Source organism: Kosakonia sp. S42 (genome assembly GCF_016624785.1).
GTDB classification, from domain to species: Bacteria; Pseudomonadota; Gammaproteobacteria; order Enterobacterales; family Enterobacteriaceae; genus Kosakonia; species Kosakonia cowanii.
The window spans coordinates 140,569-162,377 of sequence record NZ_JACVTW010000007.1; the positions used below are offsets into that span (position 1 = coordinate 140,569).

A 21,809-nucleotide genomic window follows, 5' to 3' on the forward strand; every position below is an offset into this window, starting at 1 on the left:
GGTCACTCAATGAAAATTGCATTTGTTGGTGAAGCGGTATCGGGTTTTGGTGGTATGGAAACGGTCATCAAAGCCGTCATTCACTCTTTTCAGCAAGATGCCTTTGCGCAGTGCGAAATGTTCTTTTTTTGCCGTAACGACAAAATGGATAAAGGATGGCTGGCGGGGATTAACGCCGCTTACTCCTTCTCGAACATCAAACTCAGCTTTCTCAGGCGCGCGATACATATCCGCAATTTCAAGCGCTGGGTAGATGAGCATAAGCCCGACCTCGTTATCTGCATTGATACGCCCTCCTGCTTTCTGGCAAACAGAGCGCGGCGTAAAAGCAAACATCGTTTTACCGTTTTGTCCTGGCCGCATTTCTCGCTGGATCACAAAAAGCACGGCGACGCTGTAGCCTGGGCTGATTATCACCTCGCGATAAGCAGCGGCATCAAAACGCAGATGGAGGCGCGGCACATTGCGCCAGAGATGATTCACGTCATCTATAACCCGGTTGAACCGCAGACTGAAACGATTCCCGCCCCGAAGGCGGACGAGACAACAACGTTCTTATACGTTGGCCGGATGAAGTTTGAGGGGCAGAAGCGGGTTAAAGATCTGCTTGATGGCCTCGCGCAGGTCAAAGGCGACTGGCATCTGCATGCGATTGGCGATGGCTCCGATTTTGATAAGTGCAAAGCCTACGCGCGCAAACTCAATATCGACAGCAACATCACCTGGCATGGCTGGCAGGCCCAGCCCTGGGTGGTGGTCCGGGACAAGATCAAAAAAGTATCTGCATTGCTGCTGACCTCATCCTTTGAAGGCTTCGGCATGGTGTTGCTGGAAGCAATGTCATGGGGCATTCCCTGTATCAGCGCAAACTGTATGGCCGGTCCGGAGGATATTATTCGCCAGGGCGTGAATGGTTACCTCTATCCGCCGGGCGATATGGCTGAATTTGTGACATTGCTACAGCAGGTCGTTGATCGTCGTACGGCGTTCGAGCCGGATACGATTAAGCAGTCAATCAACGCGTTTTACACTGAAACATATAATCGAAATATGCGAGAGGCGATTCGCTCTGTCCTCGCTGCACTGACAACGAGCATTAAATGAGCCAAACTTATTTTGATGAGAAAGAAGTGATTCTTTCGATAAAGGATTACAACTATCTGTCTGATGCTGACATCAGTACGTTCAATATCGCCTACGGCATTGATAAAAACTTTCTCTATGGATGTGGGATTTCGATAGCATCAATTCTTTTAAATAACAAAGATAAGCGTTTATCCTTCCATGTCTTTACCGATTATATAACCGAAGAAGATAACAAAAAGTTCTCTTCACTCGCTGAGCAGTACCAGTCACGAATTACGGTTTATCTGGTCAACTGCGATAAATTAAAATCGCTTCCCAGCACCAAAAACTGGACCTATGCGACTTATTTCCGCTTCATTATTGCCGATTACTTTACGGAAAAAGCCGACCGCGTCCTCTATCTCGATGCGGATATCGCCTGCCAGGGTAGCGTTCAGGAGCTGATTGATCTTGAGTTTAGCGAGGATGAGATCGCCGCAGTGGTCGCGGAAGGTGATATCACCTGGTGGCAAAAGCGAGCGATAAGCCTGGACTCGCCTGGGTTAGTTAACGGTTATTTTAATGCCGGCTTTTTGCTGATTAATATTCCGTGCTGGACGGCGAATGATATCTCGCGCAATGCGATTGAAATGTTACGCGATCCGGTTGTGGCTGGCAAAATTACGCATCTCGATCAAGATGTATTAAATATGCTGCTGGTGGATAAAGCGAAGTTTATTGATAAAAAGTTCAATACACAGTACAGCATTAATTATGAATTAAAGACGGGTGTAGTAAATCCGGTAAATGAAAGTACGGTATTTATCCATTATATTGGGCCAACAAAACCATGGCATGATTGGTCAGATTATCCTGTTTCACAAGGTTTTCTGCGGGCTAAAAGAGAGTCGCCGTGGAAAAACGATCGCTTACTGAAACCAACTAATGCAAATCAGTATCGATATTGTGCCAAACACATGCTGCATCAGAAGAAGTTCGTTAAAGGGTTGATTAGTTATTTGTTCTATTTTCAAAAGAAAATCGCAAACTAAAAAATACATAGGTGATGCAGTGGACTCATTTCCAGGTATTAAAATTTCTGAATTCGAAGTTTTTGATCATAGCAAAGAGAAAACAACCAACGCTCTAAACATCGCCTATGGAATTGATCGCAACTATCTTGATTGGGTTGGCGTATCAATAACGTCGATTGTAATTAATAACAGCATCAACATTAGTTATCACATCATTTCCGATGAGTATGATGACTGTTTCCTGAAGAGAATTGCCCTTCTGGCTGAGAAGTATGCAATCAAGATCAGCTTATACTTGATTAATGCTGAATGCCTGAGCGATCTTCCGAGCACTAAAATATGGTCGCGTGCTATGTATTTCAGGTTATTTGCCTTCGAGTACTTTAGCGATAGCTTCGATAAATTGCTCTATCTCGACGCCGACGTCTTTTGTAAAGGTAAGCTTGATGAACTGGCTGCGTGTAATCTTGAAAACGTTGCTGCCGCAGTGGTCAGGGATGTTGATTCGATGCAAAGTAAAGCTATCGAAAGATTAAAAGATCCCGAAATCCGCAACAATTATTTTAACTCTGGCGTGGTGTTTGCCAATCTTAAAGAGTGGGTGAAAAACGATCTCACTAATCAGGCATTCTCGATCCTGCTTGATAAAAATAACCGCGGCATACAATTTAAGTACCCGGATCAGGATGTGCTTAATGTATTATTAAAAGATAAAGTCCATTTTCTGCCCGGGAAATTTAATACAATCTATACCATTAAAAGTGAGTTAAAAGATCGTACTCACCAAAACTTCAAGAATATTATTTCAGATGAAACCGTATTAATACATTATACCGGTGCCACAAAACCCTGGCATAAATGGGCGACGTATCCATCTACTATTTATTACCAAACTGCGTTAGCTGCTTCACCCTGGAATGATCAACCGCCGCGTGACGCAAGGACATTTATTGAGTTTAAGAAGCGATACAAGCATCTTTTGGTGCAGCATAAATATATGGCAGGTATCAAAGCAGGTTTTTTATATCTTCTGAGAAAATATTCTTTACATTCAAAATAAAATAATAGCTGGTCTAATTTATGAGTGACAAATATCAAGTTGGGGATTATGTTGTTTTCACCAAAAGTGGTGGTGAAAAATACCTGAAAATTTTTAAAGATTTCATGGATTATAATCTCGATGTGATAAAAGTTTTTCGCAGTATTGATGATACAAAAGTCGTACTAATCAATACGGAATATGGAAAGTATATTTTAAAAGTCTTCGCACCTAAGCAGAAAAAAGCTGAGCGTTTTCTGAAGTCTATTTTCAAGGGCGATTACTATGAAGCCTTGTTTCATCAGACAGAACGCATCAGGAAAAATGGCGCTGGTGCAATAAATGATTTTTATCTGCTGGCGGCTAAGAAGACTTTTCGCTTTGCCCACTCCTATATCATGTTGATTGAATATATTGATGGCATTGAGTTAGCAGACTTTACTTCTATTGATGATGAGCTAAAACAAAAAATAAAACTATCGATAGATGAGTTGCATCAAAATGGTATGGTTTCAGGCGATCCGCATAAAGGCAACTTTATCATTCAAAACGGTGAGGTTCGCATTATAGATTTGTCAGGCAAATCACCTTCCCGGATACGAAAAGCGAAAGATCGCATCGACCTGGAACGACATTACGGTATTGTTAATAGCGTCAAGGATATTGGTTACTACCAGTTTATTTATAAGAAAAAGGTACGTAATTTTATTCGTCGGATAAAAGGTAAGCCGGTTCGCTGAAAGAATATATGGCTGGCCCGCATTACTAAAGATAAGCATATTGTTAGTCTGAAACGGTAATATGTATTAATCCCAACAGGTTTATTATGAAAAATATTAAATATATTACACATGCATGTGTTGAACGATTGAAAAGACACAAGTCTTCAGATGACATTGTTATCTTTCTCTCTGGGCCTACGTCAAAGAAGACGCCTCTGTCGATTCTTCGCAATCGGGATATTATTGCGGTCAACGGATCTGCCGCCTATTTAATCGAGAATGATATTACACCGTTAATTTATGTTTTAACGGACGCCCGCTTTTTGCTGCAGCGTCGTGATGATTTTTATCAGTTTAGCCGCAGCAGCCGTTTTACCATTGTTAATGCGGATGTGTACGAGGCGGCAGCAGAAGAGGATAAGCGTTATCTGCGCGAAAATTGCCTGATACTGCGCGCCTTCTACAAACGAGAAAAAGGTGGTGCGGTTAAAAAGGTAAAATTCCTGATGAAAAGCCGCCTGCATAAAAATTTGCTCATTAATATCCCATGGTCGAAGAAAGGGCACCTCGTTGGCTTCAGTAAAGATATCGCTTTGGGATATTGTTCATGCCATACGGTGGCTTACACTGCGATTCAAATTGCCTATTCGTTGCAATACAGCGCAATTATTTGCTCAGGCCTTGATCTGACGAACACCTGCCGCCGATTTTATGACGAAAGCAGTAACCCAATGCCATCTGAATTAAGTAAAGATCTGCCGAAGATTTTGCCTTTCTTCATTTTTATGCGGGCGAACATTCCGGATATTAATATCTATAATCTTTCAGATGACACGGCAATTAGTTACGACATCATTCCTTTCATTCAACCCGGTGAGCTTGAAACAAATAATTATAAAAACAGTCACGAGTTGCATGAAAAAATTGATTTCGAACGCAAAGCAAACACCTTTGCTAACTAGTGGCAAACACCTTTTTGGTAAGAAAAATGCGCCTTGGAACTTTCCACAAGAAGAAAAAGCATTTAATCAATAAAATTAAAATCAATTTTCTCTCTCTATTTTTAAAAAATAGAAGGGGGACTGATGTAGATGGCAAAAGCATCAAGAGCTGCTTGTTAATTCATGACAACAGCAAGATTGGCGACCTGATTGTGCTCAGTGCGCTTTACAGAATACTGGCCAAAAAAGGTATCACGTTATCGATTCTCTCCTGCGGCACAGGGCACGCTTTTCTTAAAGCGCACCCGCATATCGAGCAGCTGTTCATAAAAAAATCGAACAGCCTGGCGGAAACGCTTAAACTACGCCGCCAGTTAAGAGAGAGGCAGTTCGATGTTGTTCTCGATCCCTTTGAAACGTTTCCCTGCTTTGGTCACGCGCTGCTGCTCTCGGGCTTCCGGGATTCGTACGTGCTGGGATTTGATAAATGGTACCAGCGCTACTATTCGCGCTACAACCCTCATGATGAGCAGTTGAATGAGCATATGTCTTCGCGCACGAACGTCATTGTGCGACAGCTTTTCGGCTGCGATGCCGACGATGATTATCGTTACGATATCGCTATTCCGGCCGATGTCGAAGAGGCGGTAAGCGCGTTCGTAGGATCGTCTGACGTTGTGGTTATCAATCCACTGGGTGCCAAGAAGATTTGCCGTCTTTCATCTGAACAGATGATGCTTATCCACAGTTGGTTTGCACAGCACCATCCTGGTCTGAGAATTATCTATACTGGACATCCGGATGACTTATCGTCCATCCCTGTAAACAATATCGAAACGCTGCCTTACCCTGATTTTATCTACACCGTAGCCTTAACGAAGCTCAGCAAATACGTTGTCTCCGTCGATACCGCGCTGGTGCATATCGCTTCAGCCTTTAACCGACCGATGCTGGCGCTCTACCCTCAGGCCCGTACCGTTGAGTATCCCTCGCCGCTGATTTGGGCGCCAAATAATGAGTATGCGCAGCAAATTATCTCGCCCACGCATTTCGTCTCTGATATCGATGCGCGCACGTTAGTTAACGGGCTGGAAAGCCTGATGGCGGGCAGGATGAACGCAACGCAGTAAAATGGCCACACGTAGTGGCCATTAATTCATCATGCTATTGCGAGTTGCGGATCTTATTGAAAAGTAGAAGCAGCGTCAGGCCGCAGATAATGATAATCGGCACGCTTCTCGCCCAGATAAGCACATCGCTTAACCCAGTCCCAATTATTGCAAGGCTGAAAGCAAATAGCCCCAGCGCACGATAGTAGTAGGCAGAAAACATCAGCGCGGCATAAAAACAGAGAACAGATATTACGCCGACAATACCTTTGAGCGAGGCATTTTCTATAATTTCGTTATGCAGGTGGACGTTGATATATATCATCGCAGAACTTAATGTTTTATTTTTTGCGATTAAACTTTCAACCTCCTGTGAACGCTCTTCTGCTGAGCGCCATTTTAACGGAGCTTCTTTAAAGAGCGTCATGCCGGATTCGTACATCGCAAACCGCGCACCGAGAGAGGTGTCACCGTTACCCTGCTGATATAAGTTTATGTCATTAACGGCTGCATCGTATCGTGTGGCAATTGACTGGCTGAAAACAAGGCCAAGAACAATCATTAATGTTAAGAAACCACAAATTCCCAGAAAGAGTTTTTTCGGATTCTTAAGGTAATAAGTGACGATCGTTATGCAGCAGATAACCGGAAAAATCAAAATGGATGAGCGGGTCTGCGTCATCACCAGAGCAGCAAAAACCATTACTGTATTCAGCACAAATAAAAGCGGATGGCTTTTAGGTGTATACAGAATAGATACCGCGCTGATCAAACCAACTAGCATAATGGAGTAAGCGGCGCCCGTTGATGAACCAATGCCAAAATCGATTCTATCCATGCCAAGAGAATGTTTCTGGAAAAGAGCGTAGCCCAGAATAATAAACGAAACGGAATAGAGAAGATAAAGCAGCGCGCTGCTTTTGTACTTAATTTTTGTCGTTGCGGCCAGCAATACCATGAAGAAGCCGAAAATAAAGACCCGCACGGTATTGATGTAGTTATGGTACGTCGCCTGAAAGGGAGAGTTATTAACTTTAAAAAGTTTGTACCAGATAAGATCGATAATGCCAATAAACAGGATGGACGCGGGAAGGGCGAAACTTTTCCAGGTTAGATTCGATGATCTTCCTTTAATAATGAGTGTTAATATCGCGAGAATGCCGCAGATATTAAATAACTTCATGCTCAGATTATTATTTACCATCGCTACCAGCAGCGTAACGGCGCTAAAAATAAACGTACCATATTCCATAATAAAGGCGGCTTTTTCACTTCGCCCCTTCCAGGTTTGCGCATTCATAGAGACTGGCATTCACTTTCCTTTATGCTAAACAAGCTATCTCATTAAAAACGGTATCTGCGCTGAGATGGGCTAAGTCGCCATCACTCGCGCGGCATATATGCTGGTTTTTTCCATACCCGCCAATAAGCCCAGGATCGGTTGGGCCATATAACGTGACATTTGGTCGATCCAGCGCCGCCGTCAAATGACTGAGGCCCGTATCCACCGACACCACGAACTTTGCGCCAGCCAGTGTCTGTGCGACCTTCTCAAGACTCATCTTCGGCAGCACATCAACGTAATCAAACCCTTCCGCTAACCGCTTCGCACGCGCCTCTTCATGAGCGGCTCCCCAGGGGAGCTTTATCTGCAAACCGCTGCCGTTAAGCAGGCCAATCAATGTGCGCCAGTGACTCTCCGGCCAGTGTTTATCATCTCGCGTGGTGGCATGTAAAAAGACGGCGTAGGAGGAAGCTGGCGCAGCGCTGGAGGTGAAATGCTGCGCAATGGCGTAGTCACCCTGCGCCTGCGGTTTGGCATAGCCCAGACTCTTCGCAAAGAGTTCGCGCGTCCGCTCAACTGCATGTTGCTGTTTCGCAATGGCGTGACGGCGTTTATAGAACAGGCTCGCCAGCGGTTCGCGTGCGGAGTGCCAGTCCATCCCATGTTTCACACCATGCGCCAGCCGGGTGACCAGCGCGGCGCTCTTTACCAGACCCTGCGCGTCGATTATGGCGTCGTACTGCCTCTCCTTCACCGCGTTGCGAAAAGCCTGGCGCTCTGCCGTAACAGGCGCGGAAAACCACGCTTTGCGCCAGCGGCGGATCGCCACCGGGATAGCCCGGTCGACCGCTGGGTGCCATGAAGGAATCTGGGCAAATCCTTCTTCCACTACCCAATCAAAACGGATGCCCGGAATGGCCTGCGCGGCATCGGTCAGCGCAGGCAGCGTGTGCAGCACATCGCCCATTGACGAGGTTTTCACAATCAAGACCCGCATCGCTTATCCTTCTGCTGCCAGCAACAAACCATTCAACTCATCCAGCACGCGCTGCGGCGTAATATCGATCAGGCTCTGGTGATACCCTTCTGCGGCATCGCCTTTGCGTACCTTGTGGTAGCCGGTGATTAAGCGGATCACGCGCGCTTTGTGGGAGAGCGGCGGCGTGAAATCGGGGCTGCTGGGGCCATAAAGCGCAACCAGCGGGCGATCGAGCGCGGCGGCAACGTGCATCAAACCTGAATCATTGCTCACCACCGCTTTACAGGCGGCAATCAGCACCACGGCCTGCTCCAGCTGCGTCTCTCCCGCCAGATTGCGGCACCACGCCTGTTGCTCAATGCTCAGCGCGGTCAGAATCTGATTACCCGCGTCGTGATCTTTTGCCGAACCGAACAGCAGCACCTGATAACCTTCATCAATAAGCTGTTTCGCCAGCTCAGCGTAGTGATAGTGCGGCCAGCGCTTTGCCGGGCCAAACTCGGCGCCGGGGCAAAAACCGATCATCGGGCGTTCAGCCGCGAGGTCGAAGGTCGCACAAACCTGCAGCTTCTCACTCTCATTGACCTGCAACTGCGGCCATAACAGCGGCTGCGGCAGATCTTTCGCCGAGCCCATTACGCCTTTGTCATAGGCCAGCGCAACATAGCGCTCGACCATCAGCGGCCAGGCTTGTTTGTCCAGCACCCGCGCATCGTTAAGCACGCCATAGCGCATTTCGCCGCGCCAGCCGGTACGGTGCGGAATACCGGCAAAGAAGGGCACCAGCGCAGATTTAAAGGAGTTCGGCAGCACGTAGGCGCGATCGTAACGCCGTTCGCGCAGGCTATGCCCCAGCTTACGGCGCGCGCCAATCTCCAGCGCGCCGTGGCCGAGCGGCATCGGGATCGCCTCGTTAACTTCCGGCATGCGCGATAAAAGCGGACGGCACCACGCGGGTGCCATCACATCGATTATCGCCTGGGGAAAGCGCGCCTTCAGCGTGCGGTAGAGACTCTGCGACATCATCATGTCGCCTACCCAGGAGGGTCCAATGACCAGAATTTTCATACTTACGCGTCGCGGTTCAGCCAGGCCATATATTCACTCACGCCTTCAGCCACGGTTTTAAACGGCTTGTCGTAGCCCGCCGCGCGCAGATTAGTGAGATCGGCCTGCGTAAACGCCTGATAGCGGCCTTTCAGCTTGTCCGGGAACGGGATGTACTCAATGCTGCCTTTTTGATGGAAGGCAAGCGTGGCATCCGCCACGGCCTGGAAGGACTCCGCGCGTCCGGTGCCGAGGTTAAAGATGCCGGAGACACCGTTTTCCCAGAACCACAGATTGACCGCCGCTACATCGCCAACGTAGACGAAATCGCGCTTGAAGTTGTCGCTGCCTTCAAACAGTTTCGGGCTCTCGCCATTGTTCAGCTGGGTGTTGAGATGGAAAGCGACGCTCGCCATGCTGCCTTTGTGCCCTTCGCGCGGGCCATAGACGTTGAAATAGCGGAAGCCGACAATCGGCGAGTTCGCTTCCGGCAGAATGCCGCGCACATACTCGTCGAACAGCATTTTCGAGTAGCCGTAGACGTTAAGCGGCTTTTCATATTCACGTGATTCAATAAAGTCCGAGGTGCGGCCGCCGTAAGTGGCTGCTGATGAGGCGTACAGGAAGGGGATTTCGCGCTCCAGGCAGTAGTGCAGCAGCTCTTTGGAGTACTGATAGTTGTTCTCCATCATGTACTTGCCATCCCACTCGGTGGTGGAGGAGCACGCACCTTCATGGAACACCGCTTCAATCTCGCCGAACTCTTCGCCAGACATAATCTGGATCAGAAAATCCTCTTTATCCATATAGTCGGCGATATGCAAGTCGACCAGATTGACAAACTTAGTGCCGTCTTTCAGGTTGTCCACCACCAGGATATCGGTGATGCCTTTGTCATTCAGGGCTTTAACGATATTGCTGCCGATAAAACCCGCGCCGCCAGTGACGATGATCATAACTGTACCTTTGCAAAATGAAGCGTTGAGACAATCTCAGACACGAATAACTTTATCATACCATCACATTGCTGCCCCTTCAGCCATTCCCCGGGAAAGGGGAGGGCTATGCGTGATTTATGCTGCAAAACGGATAAGCAGTGAAGCGTCATCTCGTATCAACGTATAGCTTTGGGTAATATGTGCCGAAATTTGCCCAGTCTGGAGAATTGCGATGCGTGGGGATTTTTATCAACAGTTAACGAACGATCTGCAAACCGCACGTGCGGAAGGGTTGTTCAAAGAGGAACGCATTATCACGTCAGCGCAGCAGGCTGATATCACCGTGGCGAATGGTAGCCACGTCATCAACTTCTGCGCCAACAACTACCTTGGCCTTGCCAACCACCCGGAGCTGATTGCCGCCGCGAAAGCCGGTATGGATAGCCACGGTTTCGGCATGGCCTCGGTGCGCTTTATCTGCGGTACGCAGGATAGCCACAAAGCGCTGGAGAAGAAGCTGGCCGATTTCCTCGGCATGGAAGACTCTATCCTTTACTCCTCCTGCTTCGATGCGAACGGCGGGCTGTTTGAAACGCTGCTCGGCGCGGAAGATGCCATTATTTCTGATGCCCTCAACCACGCGTCGATCATTGACGGCGTGCGTCTGTGTAAAGCGAAGCGTTACCGCTACGCGAACAATGACATGCAGGAACTGGAAGCGCGTCTGCAAGAAGCGCGCGAAGCGGGTGCCCGCCACGTGCTGATCGCCACCGATGGCGTCTTCTCAATGGATGGCGTGATCGCTAACCTGCAGGGCGTCTGCGACCTGGCGGATAAATATGATGCGCTGGTGATGGTTGATGATTCCCACGCCGTCGGTTTTGTCGGTGCCAACGGCCGCGGAACTCACGAATACTGTGAGGTGATGGGCCGGGTCGACATCATTACCGGGACGCTTGGCAAAGCGCTCGGCGGCGCATCGGGCGGTTATACCGCTGCGCGTAAAGAGGTGGTGGAGTGGCTGCGTCAGCGTTCGCGCCCTTATCTCTTCTCCAACTCGCTGGCGCCAGCGATTGTCAGCGCCTCGATCAAAGTGCTGGAGATGCTGGAGTCCGGCGGCGAGTTGCGCGACCGTCTGTGGGCCAACGCCCGACTGTTCCGCGAACAGATGAGCGCTGCGGGCTTTACCCTGGCAGGTGCCGATCACGCCATTATTCCGGTAATGCTGGGCGATGCCGTGGTGGCGCAAAACTTTGCCCGCGAGCTGCAAAAAGAGGGCATTTACGTCACGGGCTTCTTCTTCCCGGTGGTGCCGAAAGGCCAGGCGCGTATTCGTACACAGATGTCGGCGGCCCATACGCCAGAACAAATTGAACGCGCGGTAGCAGCCTTTACCCGCATTGGTAAACAACTGGGTGTGATCTGAGGACGTGAAATGAAAGCGTTATCCAAACTGAAAGCGGAAGAGGGCATCTGGATGACCGATGTGCCGGAACCGGAAGTTGGGCACAACGATCTGCTGATTAAGATCCGCAAAACCGCGATTTGCGGCACCGACGTGCATATCTACAACTGGGATGAGTGGTCGCAAAAAACCATTCCGGTACCGATGGTGGTCGGTCATGAATACGTGGGTGAAGTGGTTGGCATCGGTCAGGAAGTGAAAGGCTTTAAGATCGGCGATCGCGTCTCGGGCGAAGGGCATATCACCTGCGGACACTGCCGTAACTGCCGCGCGGGCCGCACCCATTTATGCCGTAATACCGTCGGCGTAGGCGTCAATCGTCCCGGCTGTTTTGCGGAGTACCTGGTGATCCCGGCCTTCAACGCCTTCAAAATCCCGGACAATATCCCTGACGAGCTGGCGTCGATTTTCGACCCGTTCGGTAATGCAGTGCATACGGCGCTCTCCTTCGATCTGGTGGGCGAAGATGTGCTGGTCTCTGGCGCAGGCCCCATCGGCATTATGGCGGCCGCGGTCGCCAAACACGTGGGCGCGCGCCATGTGGTGATCACCGATGTGAACGAATATCGCCTTGAACTGGCACGCAAAATGGGCGTCACACGCGCGGTAAACGTCGCTAAAGAGAACCTCACCGAGGTGATGGCGGAGCTGGGGATGACAGAAGGGTTCGACGTAGGTCTGGAGATGTCCGGCGCGCCTGCGGCGTTCCGCACCATGCTCGATACCATGAACCACGGCGGACGCATTGCCATGCTCGGTATTCCGCCTTCGGAGATGTCGATCGACTGGAACAAAGTCATCTTCAAAGGGCTGTTTATCAAAGGGATTTATGGCCGTGAGATGTTCGAAACCTGGTACAAAATGGCCGCGCTGATCCAGTCCGGTCTCGACCTCTCACCGATCATTACCCACCGCTTCGGAATTGATGAGTTCCAGCAGGGATTTGACGCGATGCGTTCGGGTCAATCCGGCAAAGTCGTGCTGAGCTGGGATTAAAAGAGTAAGGGCCAGATAATGGCCCTTTTTTCTGCGACTAATCTCAAAACACATTTATTAAATGTAAACTTTTGTCAGTGTCATAAATTCTTCGCAATTACGCAATACTCTTATTACGCCCTTTAACTCCCCAGGCTACTCTGAATAATCTTAGTTCGCACCGGCGATGAAACTTAATCGCAACCGCTGTGTCTGAGAATTTACCTACTCAATCTGACCGACCTTAATTTTTTCTTAATTAAAACAATTTAAAAATAGTCACTGTAATGACAATGAATCAGGTAATTAATGATGAATAGCCCTGGTAAGCTTAGCGTTATTATCCCCCTCTACAATGCGGGCGATGACTTTGTACCTTGCATGGAATCCCTGTTAGCGCAAACCTGGACGGCGCTTGAAATCATCATTGTTAATGATGGTTCGACTGATAATTCTGCTGAAATAGCAGAGCGTTACGCAAAGAAGTATTCGCATATCCAGCTTATTCATCAGTGTAACGCCGGTGCCTCGGTGGCACGTAATCGTGGCTTAACGTATGCCACAGGTGAATACATCGCGTTCGTCGATGCCGATGATATTGTCTATCCGCAAATGTATGAAACGCTGATGAAAATGGCGCTGGAAGACGATCTGGATGTCGCGCAGTGTAACTCGGACTGGTGCGATCGGCAGAACGACAGCACCTGGCAATCCATTCCGCTGGATCGTATTCGTTCTACCGGCGTACTCAGCGGGCCTGACTGGTTAAGAGTGGCGCTGGCAAGCCGCCGCTGGACGCACGTGGTCTGGATGGGTGTTTATCGCCACGATGTCATTAAGCAAAATCGTATTGAATTTATTCCCGGGCTTCATCACCAGGATATTATCTGGAGCACCGAATTTATGTATAACGCCAAACGCGTGCGTTATACCGAACAATCGTTATATAAATATTTTCTCCATGGCTGTTCGGTCAGCCGTCTGAAGCGCCAGGGATTAAAGAACCTCGCCTATCAGCGTCATTACATGAAAATTACGCGCCTGCTGGAGAAATTGAATCGCGATTACGCTGACCGCATTACGATATATCCCGAATTCCATCAACAAATTACTTATGAAGCACTCCGCGTATGCCATGCCGTGCGAAAAGAGCCGGATGAAATAATTCGCAAGCGTATGATTGCCGAAATATATGCATCAGGAATGTTTAAACGTCTGGTCACTAATGTCCGTAGCCCTAAACTCGCTTATCAGGCGCTGCTGTGGTCACTTCGGCTATACAAATGGCGGGACAAGACGACGTCACACCATCGTCTTGCCCGTAAAGCGGTGAAAATCTACTAGAGCGCTGCTTACTTCCGGCCCCAGCCCTGCCACTGGTGCTGGAAGTACTGTACCAGCGTACTTTCGCTGATGCTCTCTCCCACCACGCTAAAGAAGCGGCTGGCATTCACCGGCTCTGGCTTCTGCTTCGCTTTACACACCTTCGCAACATGGAACGGATTACGTGGCGGCTGCGGCTGTGCATCAGGTTTGGCTGGCGTTGAGTTGTCGACCTGCGGTTCATGAAGCAGGTCGCTTGGTCGCACCAGCGTAATGTCAGAGGGTAAGTTTGCCAGCGCCTGCTGCAACACGCGTACGGTCGCCGGATGCGGGTGTCCAATGGCGATAGCCGAGCCGTTACGGCGCGCCAGCGCGACGGCACGGTCGAACTGACGGCGAATATCACCCTCATTCTGCGTATCGTCGAGGAACACTTTGCGCTTAATCACCTTCACCCCGGTGCCGGACGCTGCGCGCATCGACTGGCTATTACCGATGGTCATGCTGTCGAGGAAGTAGAGGTTATAGCGCTCCAGCGCCTGCATCACTTTCTGCATGCCGAACAGGCTGGAGGTCATGGCGCTGCCCATATGGTTATTCAACCCGACGGCATAGGGCACTTTATTCACGGCGTCACTGATGATGCGTTCAATCTCTGCGCTGCCCATCTCCGGGCGCAGGGTATCTTTTTCCAGCGGCTGTTTGCTGAGCGGTGCCATCGGCAGATGGATCAGCACTTCGTGGCCACTATTATGCGCTTTGGTCGCCATGTCGCGGGCGTGGGTGGCATTGGGCAGCACCGCGACGGAGACCGCCTGCGGCATGGCCAGCACCTGGTTTTCTGTCTGGGGACGGTAGCCAAAATCGTCGATAACGATGGCCAGTTTGCCGGCAAACACCGGCGAAGAGAGCGCCAGCACGCTGGCAAGAGTAATCACGATGCGGCGAAGTTGAAGCAAACCTATCTTCCCAACCACGGCTGTGGATTGACCGCCTGGCCCTGACGGCGAATTTCAAAATAGAGTGAAGGCCGGCCCTGACCACCACTGCTCCCGACGAGAGCTATCGGCTGGCCTGCGCGCACCTGCGCACCGACGCTGACGAGGGCGCTTTGGTTATAACCATAAAGGCTCATATCGCCTTTGCCGTGCTCTACGACAACCACCAGGCCATAGCCCTGTAGCCAGTCGGCGAGGATCACGCGCCCGTCGGCGATGGCTTTGACTTCGCTGCCTTCAGACGCACCGATAACAATCCCTTTCCACCGTAGCTCACCCTGCAACTGTTCGCCATAACGATGAAGTAACGGGCCGCGAACCGGCCAGATCGCGCGGCCTGCCGGCGAGCCTAAGCCGCCGGTGCGGGACATCAGTGAGCGTTCGCTCTCGGTTGGCTTATAGGTGGTGCCTTTGCGGCTGGCCTCGCTCTGCCGCTCACGCACCGCCTGCGCTTCACGGGCTTCGCGCTCGGCGCGGGCTTTTGCTGCTGCTTCCGCGCGGGCAAGGCGATCGCGCAGACGTGATTCGTTAGCGCGCATCTCGCTAAGCTGCTGCTGACCTTCCTGAATCGAGGATTCAAGCCCGGCAAGGGTCTTTTTACGTTCGTTTCGCGCCTGCTCCAGCTTCGCCTGCTGCGCTTTCTGCTCATAGAGCAGGGTCTGCTGCTGGCTCTGCTTCTCTTCCAGCTCGGCTTTCTGCGAGGTGACCTCTTCACGCGTCTGTTTGAGCTGCGCGATGGTCTCCTGGCGCGCCTGGTTGAGATAACCGAAGTAAGCCTGCAAACGCTGACCGCGCTGGCTCTCTTCACCGCTCAACAGGAGCTGGATACCGCTGTGCTCGCCCTGGCGAAACGCGGCATCGAGCTGCGCGGCAAGATTGCGCTCCTGCGACGCGCGCTGACGCTCCAGTTTGGCGATGGAGGCGTTCATCTCATCAATCTGTTTATTGAGTTCTGCCAGTGTGTTTTCGGTTTCGTGCAGCTGGCGGGCGGCAGCGGAGATGGCCTCCTCCTGCGCTTTCAGCTGTGCGAGCAGGCCTGCGCGCTGCTGCTGCTGTTGGCGAACCGCGCGCTCTTTGGCGGCGATATCGGCCTGGATGGATTTGAGCTGATCGCGGTCATCCGCGTGGGCGGGAACGGCGCACAGCAAAGCGCCAGCGCTGAGTGCGCTGGCGCAGAGCAGAGGTCGGAGCCCGACCCATGTAATTGAAAAAATCGCCTTTCCCCTCATGGGGAGCGATTATTCCACGATGAACAGCGGCTTACCAGTCATCTCTTGCGGGATTTCCTCACCCATCAGCGACAGCATGGTCGGCGCGATGTCGGAAAGTTTGCCACCGGAGAGCGCTTTCACTGTTTTCTCACCCACATAAATCAGCGGAACCGGCAGATTGGTGTGTGCCGTATGTGCCTGGCCAGTTGAGGGATCGCGCATCTGCTCGGCGTTGCCGTGGTCGGCGGTGATCAGCAACTGCCCGCCCACCGATTCAACGGCGCGGGTGACCTGCGCAATGCAGTTATCCAGCGCTTCCACGGCGGCGACCGCCGCATCAAACACCCCGGTATGGCCAACCATATCGCCATTCGGGTAGTTACAGATGATGGTGTCATATTTGCCGCTGGTAATGGCGGCGACCAGTTTTTCCGTCAGTTCAGCGGAGCTCATCTCCGGTTGCAGATCGTAAGTAGCAACTTTGGGTGAGTTGATTAGGATGCGGTCTTCGCCCGGGAACGGCTCTTCAACGCCACCGTTAAAGAAGAAAGTGACATGGGCATACTTCTCCGTTTCGGAGATGCGCAGCTGGGTGCGGTTTTTCTTCGCCATCCACTCGCCGAGGGTGTTAGCAAGCGAGGTCGGCGGGTAGGCCACGGCAGTTTTGATGTCGGCGGCGTATTCGGTCAGCATCACAAAATCGAGCTTGACCACTTTCTTACGCGGGAAGCCGTCAAAATCGCTGTTAACAAAGGCACGAGTGATTTCACGGGCGCGGTCGGCGCGGAAGTTCATGAAAATCAGCGCGTCGCCATCTTCCATCGCCGCATCGGGCTGGCCGGCGGCGCGAATAACCGTCGCTTTCACAAACTCGTCGTTTTCGTCGCGGGCGTAAGCGGCTTGCAGACCGGCAACGGCGCTGTCGAAGGTGAATGCGCCTTTGGCCTGGGTCATCAGGTCGTAAGCCTGTTCGACGCGATCCCAGCGGTTGTCACGATCCATGGCGAAGTAACGACCAATAATGGACGCCACGCGGCCTTTACCAAGGGCGGCGAATTTCTCTTCAAATTTTTTCAGCGAGGATTCCGCGCTGCGCGGCGGCGTATCGCGGCCATCGAGGAAGGCGTGCAGGTAGATTTTTTCTGCACCCCGTTCGGCGGCCAGTTCGACCATCGCCATAATGTGATCTTCATGGCTGTGCACGCCGCCTGCGGAGAGCAGGCCCATAATGTGCACCGCTTTGTCGGCGCTGACTGCCTTATCCACCGCGCCGCGCAGCACCGGGTTAGTAAAGAAGGTGCGCTCTTTAATTTCAACGTCCAGGCGGGTTAAGTCCTGGTAGACAATACGCCCGGCACCGAGGTTGACGTGGCCCACCTCGGAGTTGCCCATTTGGCGATCCGGCAGACCCACTTCCAGCCCGGAGGCGTCGATCAGGGTGTGCGGACGATTAGCCCACAGGCTATCCATCACCGGGGTTTTAGCGTTGAAAATGGCGTTATCTTGCTGATCTTCGCGATAGCCGTAGCCATCGAGAATCACCAGTACCATAGGTTTTTTTGAAACCGACATTGCGACAACCTCATGCTCTGAAGATAAAAATTTGCGTAATTTTACTACAGCTGAATCGATCAAATAGCCGCAGAAGATCAAAGAAAGGGGTCACCTGAGGGGGTGTTTTACATCGCTTTGTTTATTTTTTTCGTAACACGCCGCAGAAAATGCAATCCATCGCGCTCGCTGGCTGTATTTGCCTAACTGCGCAGGTATACTCCTTGCTGGTTTTTAATCACTTAGTCGGGAGCTGTTACCCCAGATGCAAGAAATTATGCAATTTATTGGACGCAACCCGATACTCTGTATCGGCTGGCTTGCGTTGTTCGCCGCGGTGTTATACACGACCTTCAAAGGCGTCGCGTCGAAAGTGAAAGTGATTTCCCGTGGCGAAGCCACGCGCCTCATCAACAAAGAAGATGCGGTGGTTGTGGACTTACGTCAGCGCGATGATTTCCGTAAAGGTCATATCGCCGGCGCGGTGAATTTGCTGCCAGGCGAGATCAAAGCCAATAATGTAGGTGAGCTTGAAAAACGTAAAAGCACGCCGATTATTGTTGTAGACGGTACCGGCCTGCAGGCGCAGACCCCGGCAAACGAGCTGGTAAAAGCCGGTTTCGAGAAAGTCTTTGTGCTCAAAGACGGTGTATCCGGCTGGGTCGGCGAAAATCTGCCGTTAGTACGCGGTAAATAATTTATCCGGTGAGCTTCGGCTCACGGGTAAAACCAGGAGAAGAGATATGGCCAATATTGAGATCTACACTAAAGCAACCTGCCCGTTTTGCCACCGCGCAAAAGCGCTGCTGAACAGCAAAGGCGTTGATTTTGCCGAGCTGCCGATTGACGGCGACATGGTAAAACGTGAAGAGATGATTCAACGTAGTGGCCGTACCACGGTTCCGCAGATCTTTATTGATGCACAGCATATCGGCGGCTGCGACGATTTATTTGCGCTGGATGCGCGTGGCGGATTGGATCCGCTGTTAGGTTAATGCTTTCTAAGCACTACAACACTTAAGGGTTACTTATTCATGTCTGAGCTAAACAACACCGAAATGACTTTCCAGATTCAGCGTATCTACACGAAAGATATCTCTTTCGAAGCGCCGAATGCGCCGCACATCTTTCAGAAAGAGTGGCAGCCGGAAGTCAAACTGGACCTCGACACCGCGTCAACGCAGCTGGCGGACGGCGTGTATGAAGTGGTTCTGCGCGTAACCGTAACCGCCTCACTGGGCGAAGAGACCGGCTTCCTGTGCGAAGTACAGCAGGGCGGCATCTTCTCTATCGACGGTATCGAAGGCACCCAGATGGCGCACTGCCTGGGCGCATACTGCCCGAACATCCTGTTCCCGTATGCCCGTGAATGCATCACCAGCCTGGTTTCCCGCGGTACATTCCCACAGCTGAACCTTGCACCAGTCAACTTTGATGCGCTGTTCATGAACTACCTGCAACAGCAGACTGGCGAAGGTGCCGAACAACATCAGGATGCCTGATGAACGCACTTAATGCTGCAATGACTGTGATCGGTGCCGGCTCTTACGGCACCGCTCTTGCCATCACGCTGGCAAGAAATGGCCACCAGGTTGTGCTGTGGGGCCATGACCCGAAACATATCGCGACGCTGCAACGCGACCGTTGCAACGTGGCGTTCCTGCCCGATGTACCTTTCCCCGACACCCTTGAGCTTGAGAGCGACCTTGCCCGCGCGCTGGCCGCCAGCCGCGACATTCTGGTCGTTGTGCCAAGCCACGTCTTTGGCGAGGTGCTGGCGCAGATCAAACCGCTGATGCGCAGCGATGCGCGCATTGTCTGGGCGACAAAAGGGCTGGAGGCGGAAACCGGGCGTCTGTTACAGGACGTGGCGCGTGAAGTTTTAGGCTCCTCTATTCCGCTGGCGGTGATCTCCGGCCCGACGTTCGCCAAAGAGCTGGCGGCGGGAATGCCGACGGCAATCTCTTTAGCCTCCACCGACCCGCAGTTTGCCGACGATCTTCAGCAACTGCTGCACTGCGGCAAGAGCCTTCGCGTCTACAGCAACCCGGACTTCATTGGCGTGCAGCTTGGCGGCGCAGTGAAGAACGTGATTGCGATTGGCGCAGGCATGTCTGATGGCATCGGCTTTGGCGCGAATGCGCGCACGGCGCTCATCACGCGCGGTCTGACGGAGATGTCGCGGCTTGGCGCGGCGCTGGGTGCCGATCCTGCTACCTTTATGGGCATGGCGGGGCTGGGCGATCTGGTGCTGACCTGCACCGACAATCAGTCACGTAACCGCCGTTTTGGCATGATGCTCGGTCAGGGCATGGATGTCGAAGGCGCGCAGGAGAAGATCGGCCAGGTGGTTGAGGGCTATCGCAATACCAAAGAAGTGCGTGCACTGGCGCACCGGTTCGGCGTCGAAATGCCAATAACCGAGGAAATTTATCAGGTATTGTATTGCGGAAAAAATGCGCGCGAGGCAGCATTAACGCTGTTGGGCCGCGCCCGCAAGGATGAGCAATAAGCGGCTAATCGCAGGGATTCTCATCACTATCACGTCAAGGCTGGCTGAGTCCGGCCTTGCTTTTATTTCGTCTGGAGTAAGCAATGCCGTGTGAAGAACTGGATCTGGTCTGGAAAAATATCAAAGCCGAAGCCCGCGCGCTGGCGGACTGTGAACCGATGCTGGCCAGTTTTTATCACGCAACCCTACTCAAGCATGAAAACCTCGGCAGTGCCCTGAGCTATATGCTGGCGAACAAGCTGGCGTCGCCTATCATGCCCGCCATCGCCATCCGCGAAGTGGTGGAAGAGGCCTACGCCGCAGACCCGGAGATGATCGCTTCTGCCGCCTGTGATATTCAGGCCGTGCGCACCCGCGACCCGGCGGTGGATAAATACTCAACGCCGCTGCTCTATCTGAAAGGGTTCCACGCCCTGCAGGCGCACCGTATTGGTCACTGGCTGTGGACGCAGGGCCGTCAGGCGCTGGCGATTTTCCTGCAAAACCAGGTCTCAGTGAGCTTCCAGGTTGATATTCACCCGGCAGCGACCATCGGTCGCGGCATCATGCTCGACCACGCCACTGGAATTGTGGTGGGGGAAACGGCGGTTATCGAAGATGACGTGTCGATTCTGCAGTCGGTTACCCTCGGCGGGACCGGCAAAACCAGCGGCGATCGCCATCCGAAGATCCGTGAAGGGGTGATGATTGGCGCAGGGGCGAAGATCCTCGGCAATATCGAAGTGGGGCGCGGCGCGAAAATCGGTGCCGGCTCCGTGGTGTTGCAGCCCGTACCGCCGCATACCACCGCCGCAGGCGTTCCGGCGCGCATTGTCGGCAAGCCAGAGAGCGATAAGCCGGCGATGGATATGGATCAGCATTTTAATGGAGCCAATCACGGGTTTGAGTACGGCGACGGTATCTAATTTCTGGCTATTTTACTCGCCAGCCTGAACCCGGGCAGTGCTCAAAATCCTCACGTACTACGTGTACGCTCCGGTTTTTCCGCGCTGTCCGTCTCCAGCCTGCCTTCGCCAATAACGCCAGAAGTGCGGTAGGTTGATGCGCGCTACCCGCTACCCGTAGGCCGGATAAGGCGTAGCCGCCATCCGGCAATTCCAACCAACTACCTCATCAGCTGCGCAACACCGCGCCGGGATATCCGAGCTGGCTCCAGGCTTCATACACCACTACCGATACCGCATTGGAAAGGTTCATGCTGCGGCTGTCCGGCATCATCGGAATACGGATCTTCTGCTCCGGCGGCAGCGCATCAAGAATGGTGGCGGGCAGGCCGCGGGTTTCCGGGCCGAACATTAAATAATCCCCATCGGCAAACGACACGGCGCTGTGCGCGGGCGTCCCTTTGGTGGTCAGCGCAAACAGGCGCTGAGGCTGAGCGGCGGCCATAAAGGCGTCGTAATCAGCGTGGCGCTGCACGGCGGTGAATTCGTGGTAATCCAGCCCTGCACGGCGCAGGCGCTTATCGTCCCAGGTAAAACCCATCGGCTCGATGATATGCAGACGAAAGCCGGTGTTAGCGCACAGGCGGATAATATTCCCGGTATTGGGCGGGATTTCAGGTTCAAATAAGACAATGTTCAGCATGCAGCCCCCTTAATAGCGGGGGCAGGAT

General features: G+C 52.0%; 22 protein-coding genes. 14 read left to right on the forward strand and 8 right to left on the reverse strand.

Going from position 1 to position 21,809, the window contains the following annotated elements:
• The first annotated feature begins 9 nt into the window (after positions 1-9).
• The 6 genes from waaB to IAE50_RS11470 all read left to right on the forward strand — a co-directional run bounded on the left by waaB (position 10) and on the right by IAE50_RS11470 (position 5,931).
• Positions 10-1,104: a lipopolysaccharide 1,6-galactosyltransferase gene (gene waaB, locus IAE50_RS11445; protein ID WP_200134880.1), complete on the forward strand. Its 1,095-nt coding sequence runs from the start codon at positions 10-12 to the stop codon at positions 1,102-1,104.
• Entirely contained in the window at positions 1,101-2,117 is a 1,017-nt protein-coding gene (gene waaO, locus IAE50_RS11450; RefSeq protein ID WP_200134881.1) for a lipopolysaccharide 3-alpha-galactosyltransferase, read from the forward strand. The genes waaB and waaO overlap by 4 nt, the downstream gene beginning before the upstream one ends.
• A gap of 19 nt (positions 2,118-2,136) precedes the next feature.
• On the forward strand, positions 2,137-3,159 hold the full coding sequence (locus tag IAE50_RS11455; RefSeq protein WP_200134882.1) for a glycosyltransferase: 1,023 nt from the start codon (positions 2,137-2,139) through the stop codon (positions 3,157-3,159).
• Positions 3,160-3,179: 20 nt separating this feature from the next.
• Positions 3,180-3,878, forward strand: coding sequence for a lipopolysaccharide core heptose(II) kinase RfaY (rfaY, locus tag IAE50_RS11460; RefSeq protein WP_200580296.1), 699 nt, complete (start codon positions 3,180-3,182; stop codon positions 3,876-3,878).
• A gap of 86 nt (positions 3,879-3,964) precedes the next feature.
• Positions 3,965-4,822, forward strand: a complete 858-nt coding sequence (waaZ, locus tag IAE50_RS11465; protein ID WP_200580297.1) for a 3-deoxy-D-manno-oct-2-ulosonate III transferase WaaZ — start codon at positions 3,965-3,967, stop codon at positions 4,820-4,822.
• A gap of 26 nt (positions 4,823-4,848) precedes the next feature.
• Complete coding sequence (locus IAE50_RS11470; RefSeq protein ID WP_200580298.1) at positions 4,849-5,931, forward strand: glycosyltransferase family 9 protein; 1,083 nt, start codon at positions 4,849-4,851, stop codon at positions 5,929-5,931.
• 34 nt (positions 5,932-5,965) lie between these two features.
• Here the strand turns inward: IAE50_RS11470 and IAE50_RS11475 are convergent, their stop codons facing one another.
• The 4 genes from IAE50_RS11475 to rfaD are packed head-to-tail and all read right to left on the reverse strand — an operon-like array spanning position 5,966 to position 10,177.
• Positions 5,966-7,222, reverse strand: coding sequence for an O-antigen ligase (locus IAE50_RS11475; protein ID WP_200580299.1), 1,257 nt, complete (start codon positions 7,220-7,222; stop codon positions 5,966-5,968).
• Between the two features lie 10 nt (positions 7,223-7,232).
• Entirely contained in the window at positions 7,233-8,192 is a 960-nt protein-coding gene (gene rfaC, locus IAE50_RS11480) for a lipopolysaccharide heptosyltransferase RfaC (RefSeq protein WP_200580300.1), read from the reverse strand.
• A gap of 3 nt (positions 8,193-8,195) precedes the next feature.
• Positions 8,196-9,242: an ADP-heptose--LPS heptosyltransferase RfaF gene (gene rfaF / locus IAE50_RS11485; RefSeq protein ID WP_042718688.1), complete on the reverse strand. Its 1,047-nt coding sequence runs from the start codon at positions 9,240-9,242 to the stop codon at positions 8,196-8,198.
• A gap of 2 nt (positions 9,243-9,244) precedes the next feature.
• Positions 9,245-10,177 (reverse strand): ADP-glyceromanno-heptose 6-epimerase, encoded by a 933-nt coding sequence (gene rfaD / locus IAE50_RS11490; RefSeq protein WP_200580301.1) that lies wholly within the window; start codon positions 10,175-10,177, stop codon positions 9,245-9,247.
• Between the two features lie 214 nt (positions 10,178-10,391).
• Between rfaD and kbl the strand changes: the two genes are divergently transcribed.
• The 3 genes from kbl (at position 10,392) to IAE50_RS11505 (ending at position 13,943) form a co-directional block, all read left to right on the forward strand.
• Positions 10,392-11,585 carry a glycine C-acetyltransferase gene (gene kbl, locus IAE50_RS11495; protein ID WP_042718685.1) on the forward strand — a complete coding sequence of 398 codons (1,194 nt, stop codon included), beginning with the start codon at positions 10,392-10,394 and terminating at the stop codon, positions 11,583-11,585.
• A 9-nt stretch (positions 11,586-11,594) separates the two neighbouring features.
• On the forward strand, positions 11,595-12,620 hold the full coding sequence (gene tdh, locus IAE50_RS11500) for an L-threonine 3-dehydrogenase (protein WP_042718684.1): 1,026 nt from the start codon (positions 11,595-11,597) through the stop codon (positions 12,618-12,620).
• A gap of 288 nt (positions 12,621-12,908) precedes the next feature.
• A complete protein-coding gene (locus tag IAE50_RS11505; RefSeq protein ID WP_200580302.1) occupies positions 12,909-13,943 on the forward strand; it encodes a glycosyltransferase in 1,035 nt (344 codons plus the stop codon).
• An 8-nt stretch (positions 13,944-13,951) separates the two neighbouring features.
• Here the strand turns inward: IAE50_RS11505 and IAE50_RS11510 are convergent, their stop codons facing one another.
• The 3 genes from IAE50_RS11510 to gpmM are packed head-to-tail and all read right to left on the reverse strand — an operon-like array spanning position 13,952 to position 17,703.
• A complete protein-coding gene (locus IAE50_RS11510; RefSeq protein ID WP_200580303.1) occupies positions 13,952-14,881 on the reverse strand; it encodes a divergent polysaccharide deacetylase family protein in 930 nt (309 codons plus the stop codon).
• Between the two features lie 2 nt (positions 14,882-14,883).
• Entirely contained in the window at positions 14,884-16,149 is a 1,266-nt protein-coding gene (gene envC, locus IAE50_RS11515; RefSeq protein WP_054802705.1) for a murein hydrolase activator EnvC, read from the reverse strand.
• A gap of 9 nt (positions 16,150-16,158) precedes the next feature.
• On the reverse strand, positions 16,159-17,703 hold the full coding sequence (gpmM, locus tag IAE50_RS11520; protein ID WP_200580304.1) for a 2,3-bisphosphoglycerate-independent phosphoglycerate mutase: 1,545 nt from the start codon (positions 17,701-17,703) through the stop codon (positions 16,159-16,161).
• Between the two features lie 244 nt (positions 17,704-17,947).
• Here gpmM and IAE50_RS11525 point away from each other — a divergent pair, with 244 nt between their 5' ends.
• From IAE50_RS11525 to cysE, 5 genes are all read left to right on the forward strand, one after another.
• Positions 17,948-18,379, forward strand: coding sequence for a rhodanese-like domain-containing protein (locus IAE50_RS11525; RefSeq protein ID WP_042718673.1), 432 nt, complete (start codon positions 17,948-17,950; stop codon positions 18,377-18,379).
• Positions 18,380-18,425: 46 nt separating this feature from the next.
• The gene (gene grxC / locus IAE50_RS11530) at positions 18,426-18,677 is read left to right on the forward strand and encodes a glutaredoxin 3 (RefSeq protein WP_042718672.1); all 252 of its coding nucleotides are present in this window, start codon (positions 18,426-18,428) and stop codon (positions 18,675-18,677) included.
• 39 nt (positions 18,678-18,716) lie between these two features.
• The gene (gene secB, locus IAE50_RS11535) at positions 18,717-19,184 is read left to right on the forward strand and encodes a protein-export chaperone SecB (RefSeq protein ID WP_042718670.1); all 468 of its coding nucleotides are present in this window, start codon (positions 18,717-18,719) and stop codon (positions 19,182-19,184) included.
• Positions 19,184-20,194 (forward strand): NAD(P)H-dependent glycerol-3-phosphate dehydrogenase, encoded by a 1,011-nt coding sequence (gene gpsA, locus IAE50_RS11540; RefSeq protein ID WP_042718668.1) that lies wholly within the window; start codon positions 19,184-19,186, stop codon positions 20,192-20,194. Before secB ends, gpsA begins: the two co-directional genes overlap by 1 nt.
• Positions 20,195-20,277: 83 nt before the next feature.
• A complete protein-coding gene (gene cysE, locus IAE50_RS11545) occupies positions 20,278-21,099 on the forward strand; it encodes a serine O-acetyltransferase (RefSeq protein ID WP_042718667.1) in 822 nt (273 codons plus the stop codon).
• A 208-nt stretch (positions 21,100-21,307) separates the two neighbouring features.
• On the opposite strand, the gene trmL is transcribed toward cysE, so the two are convergent.
• On the reverse strand, positions 21,308-21,781 hold the full coding sequence (gene trmL, locus IAE50_RS11550) for a tRNA (uridine(34)/cytosine(34)/5-carboxymethylaminomethyluridine(34)-2'-O)-methyltransferase TrmL (protein ID WP_200580305.1): 474 nt from the start codon (positions 21,779-21,781) through the stop codon (positions 21,308-21,310).
• Positions 21,782-21,809 lie beyond the last annotated feature (28 nt).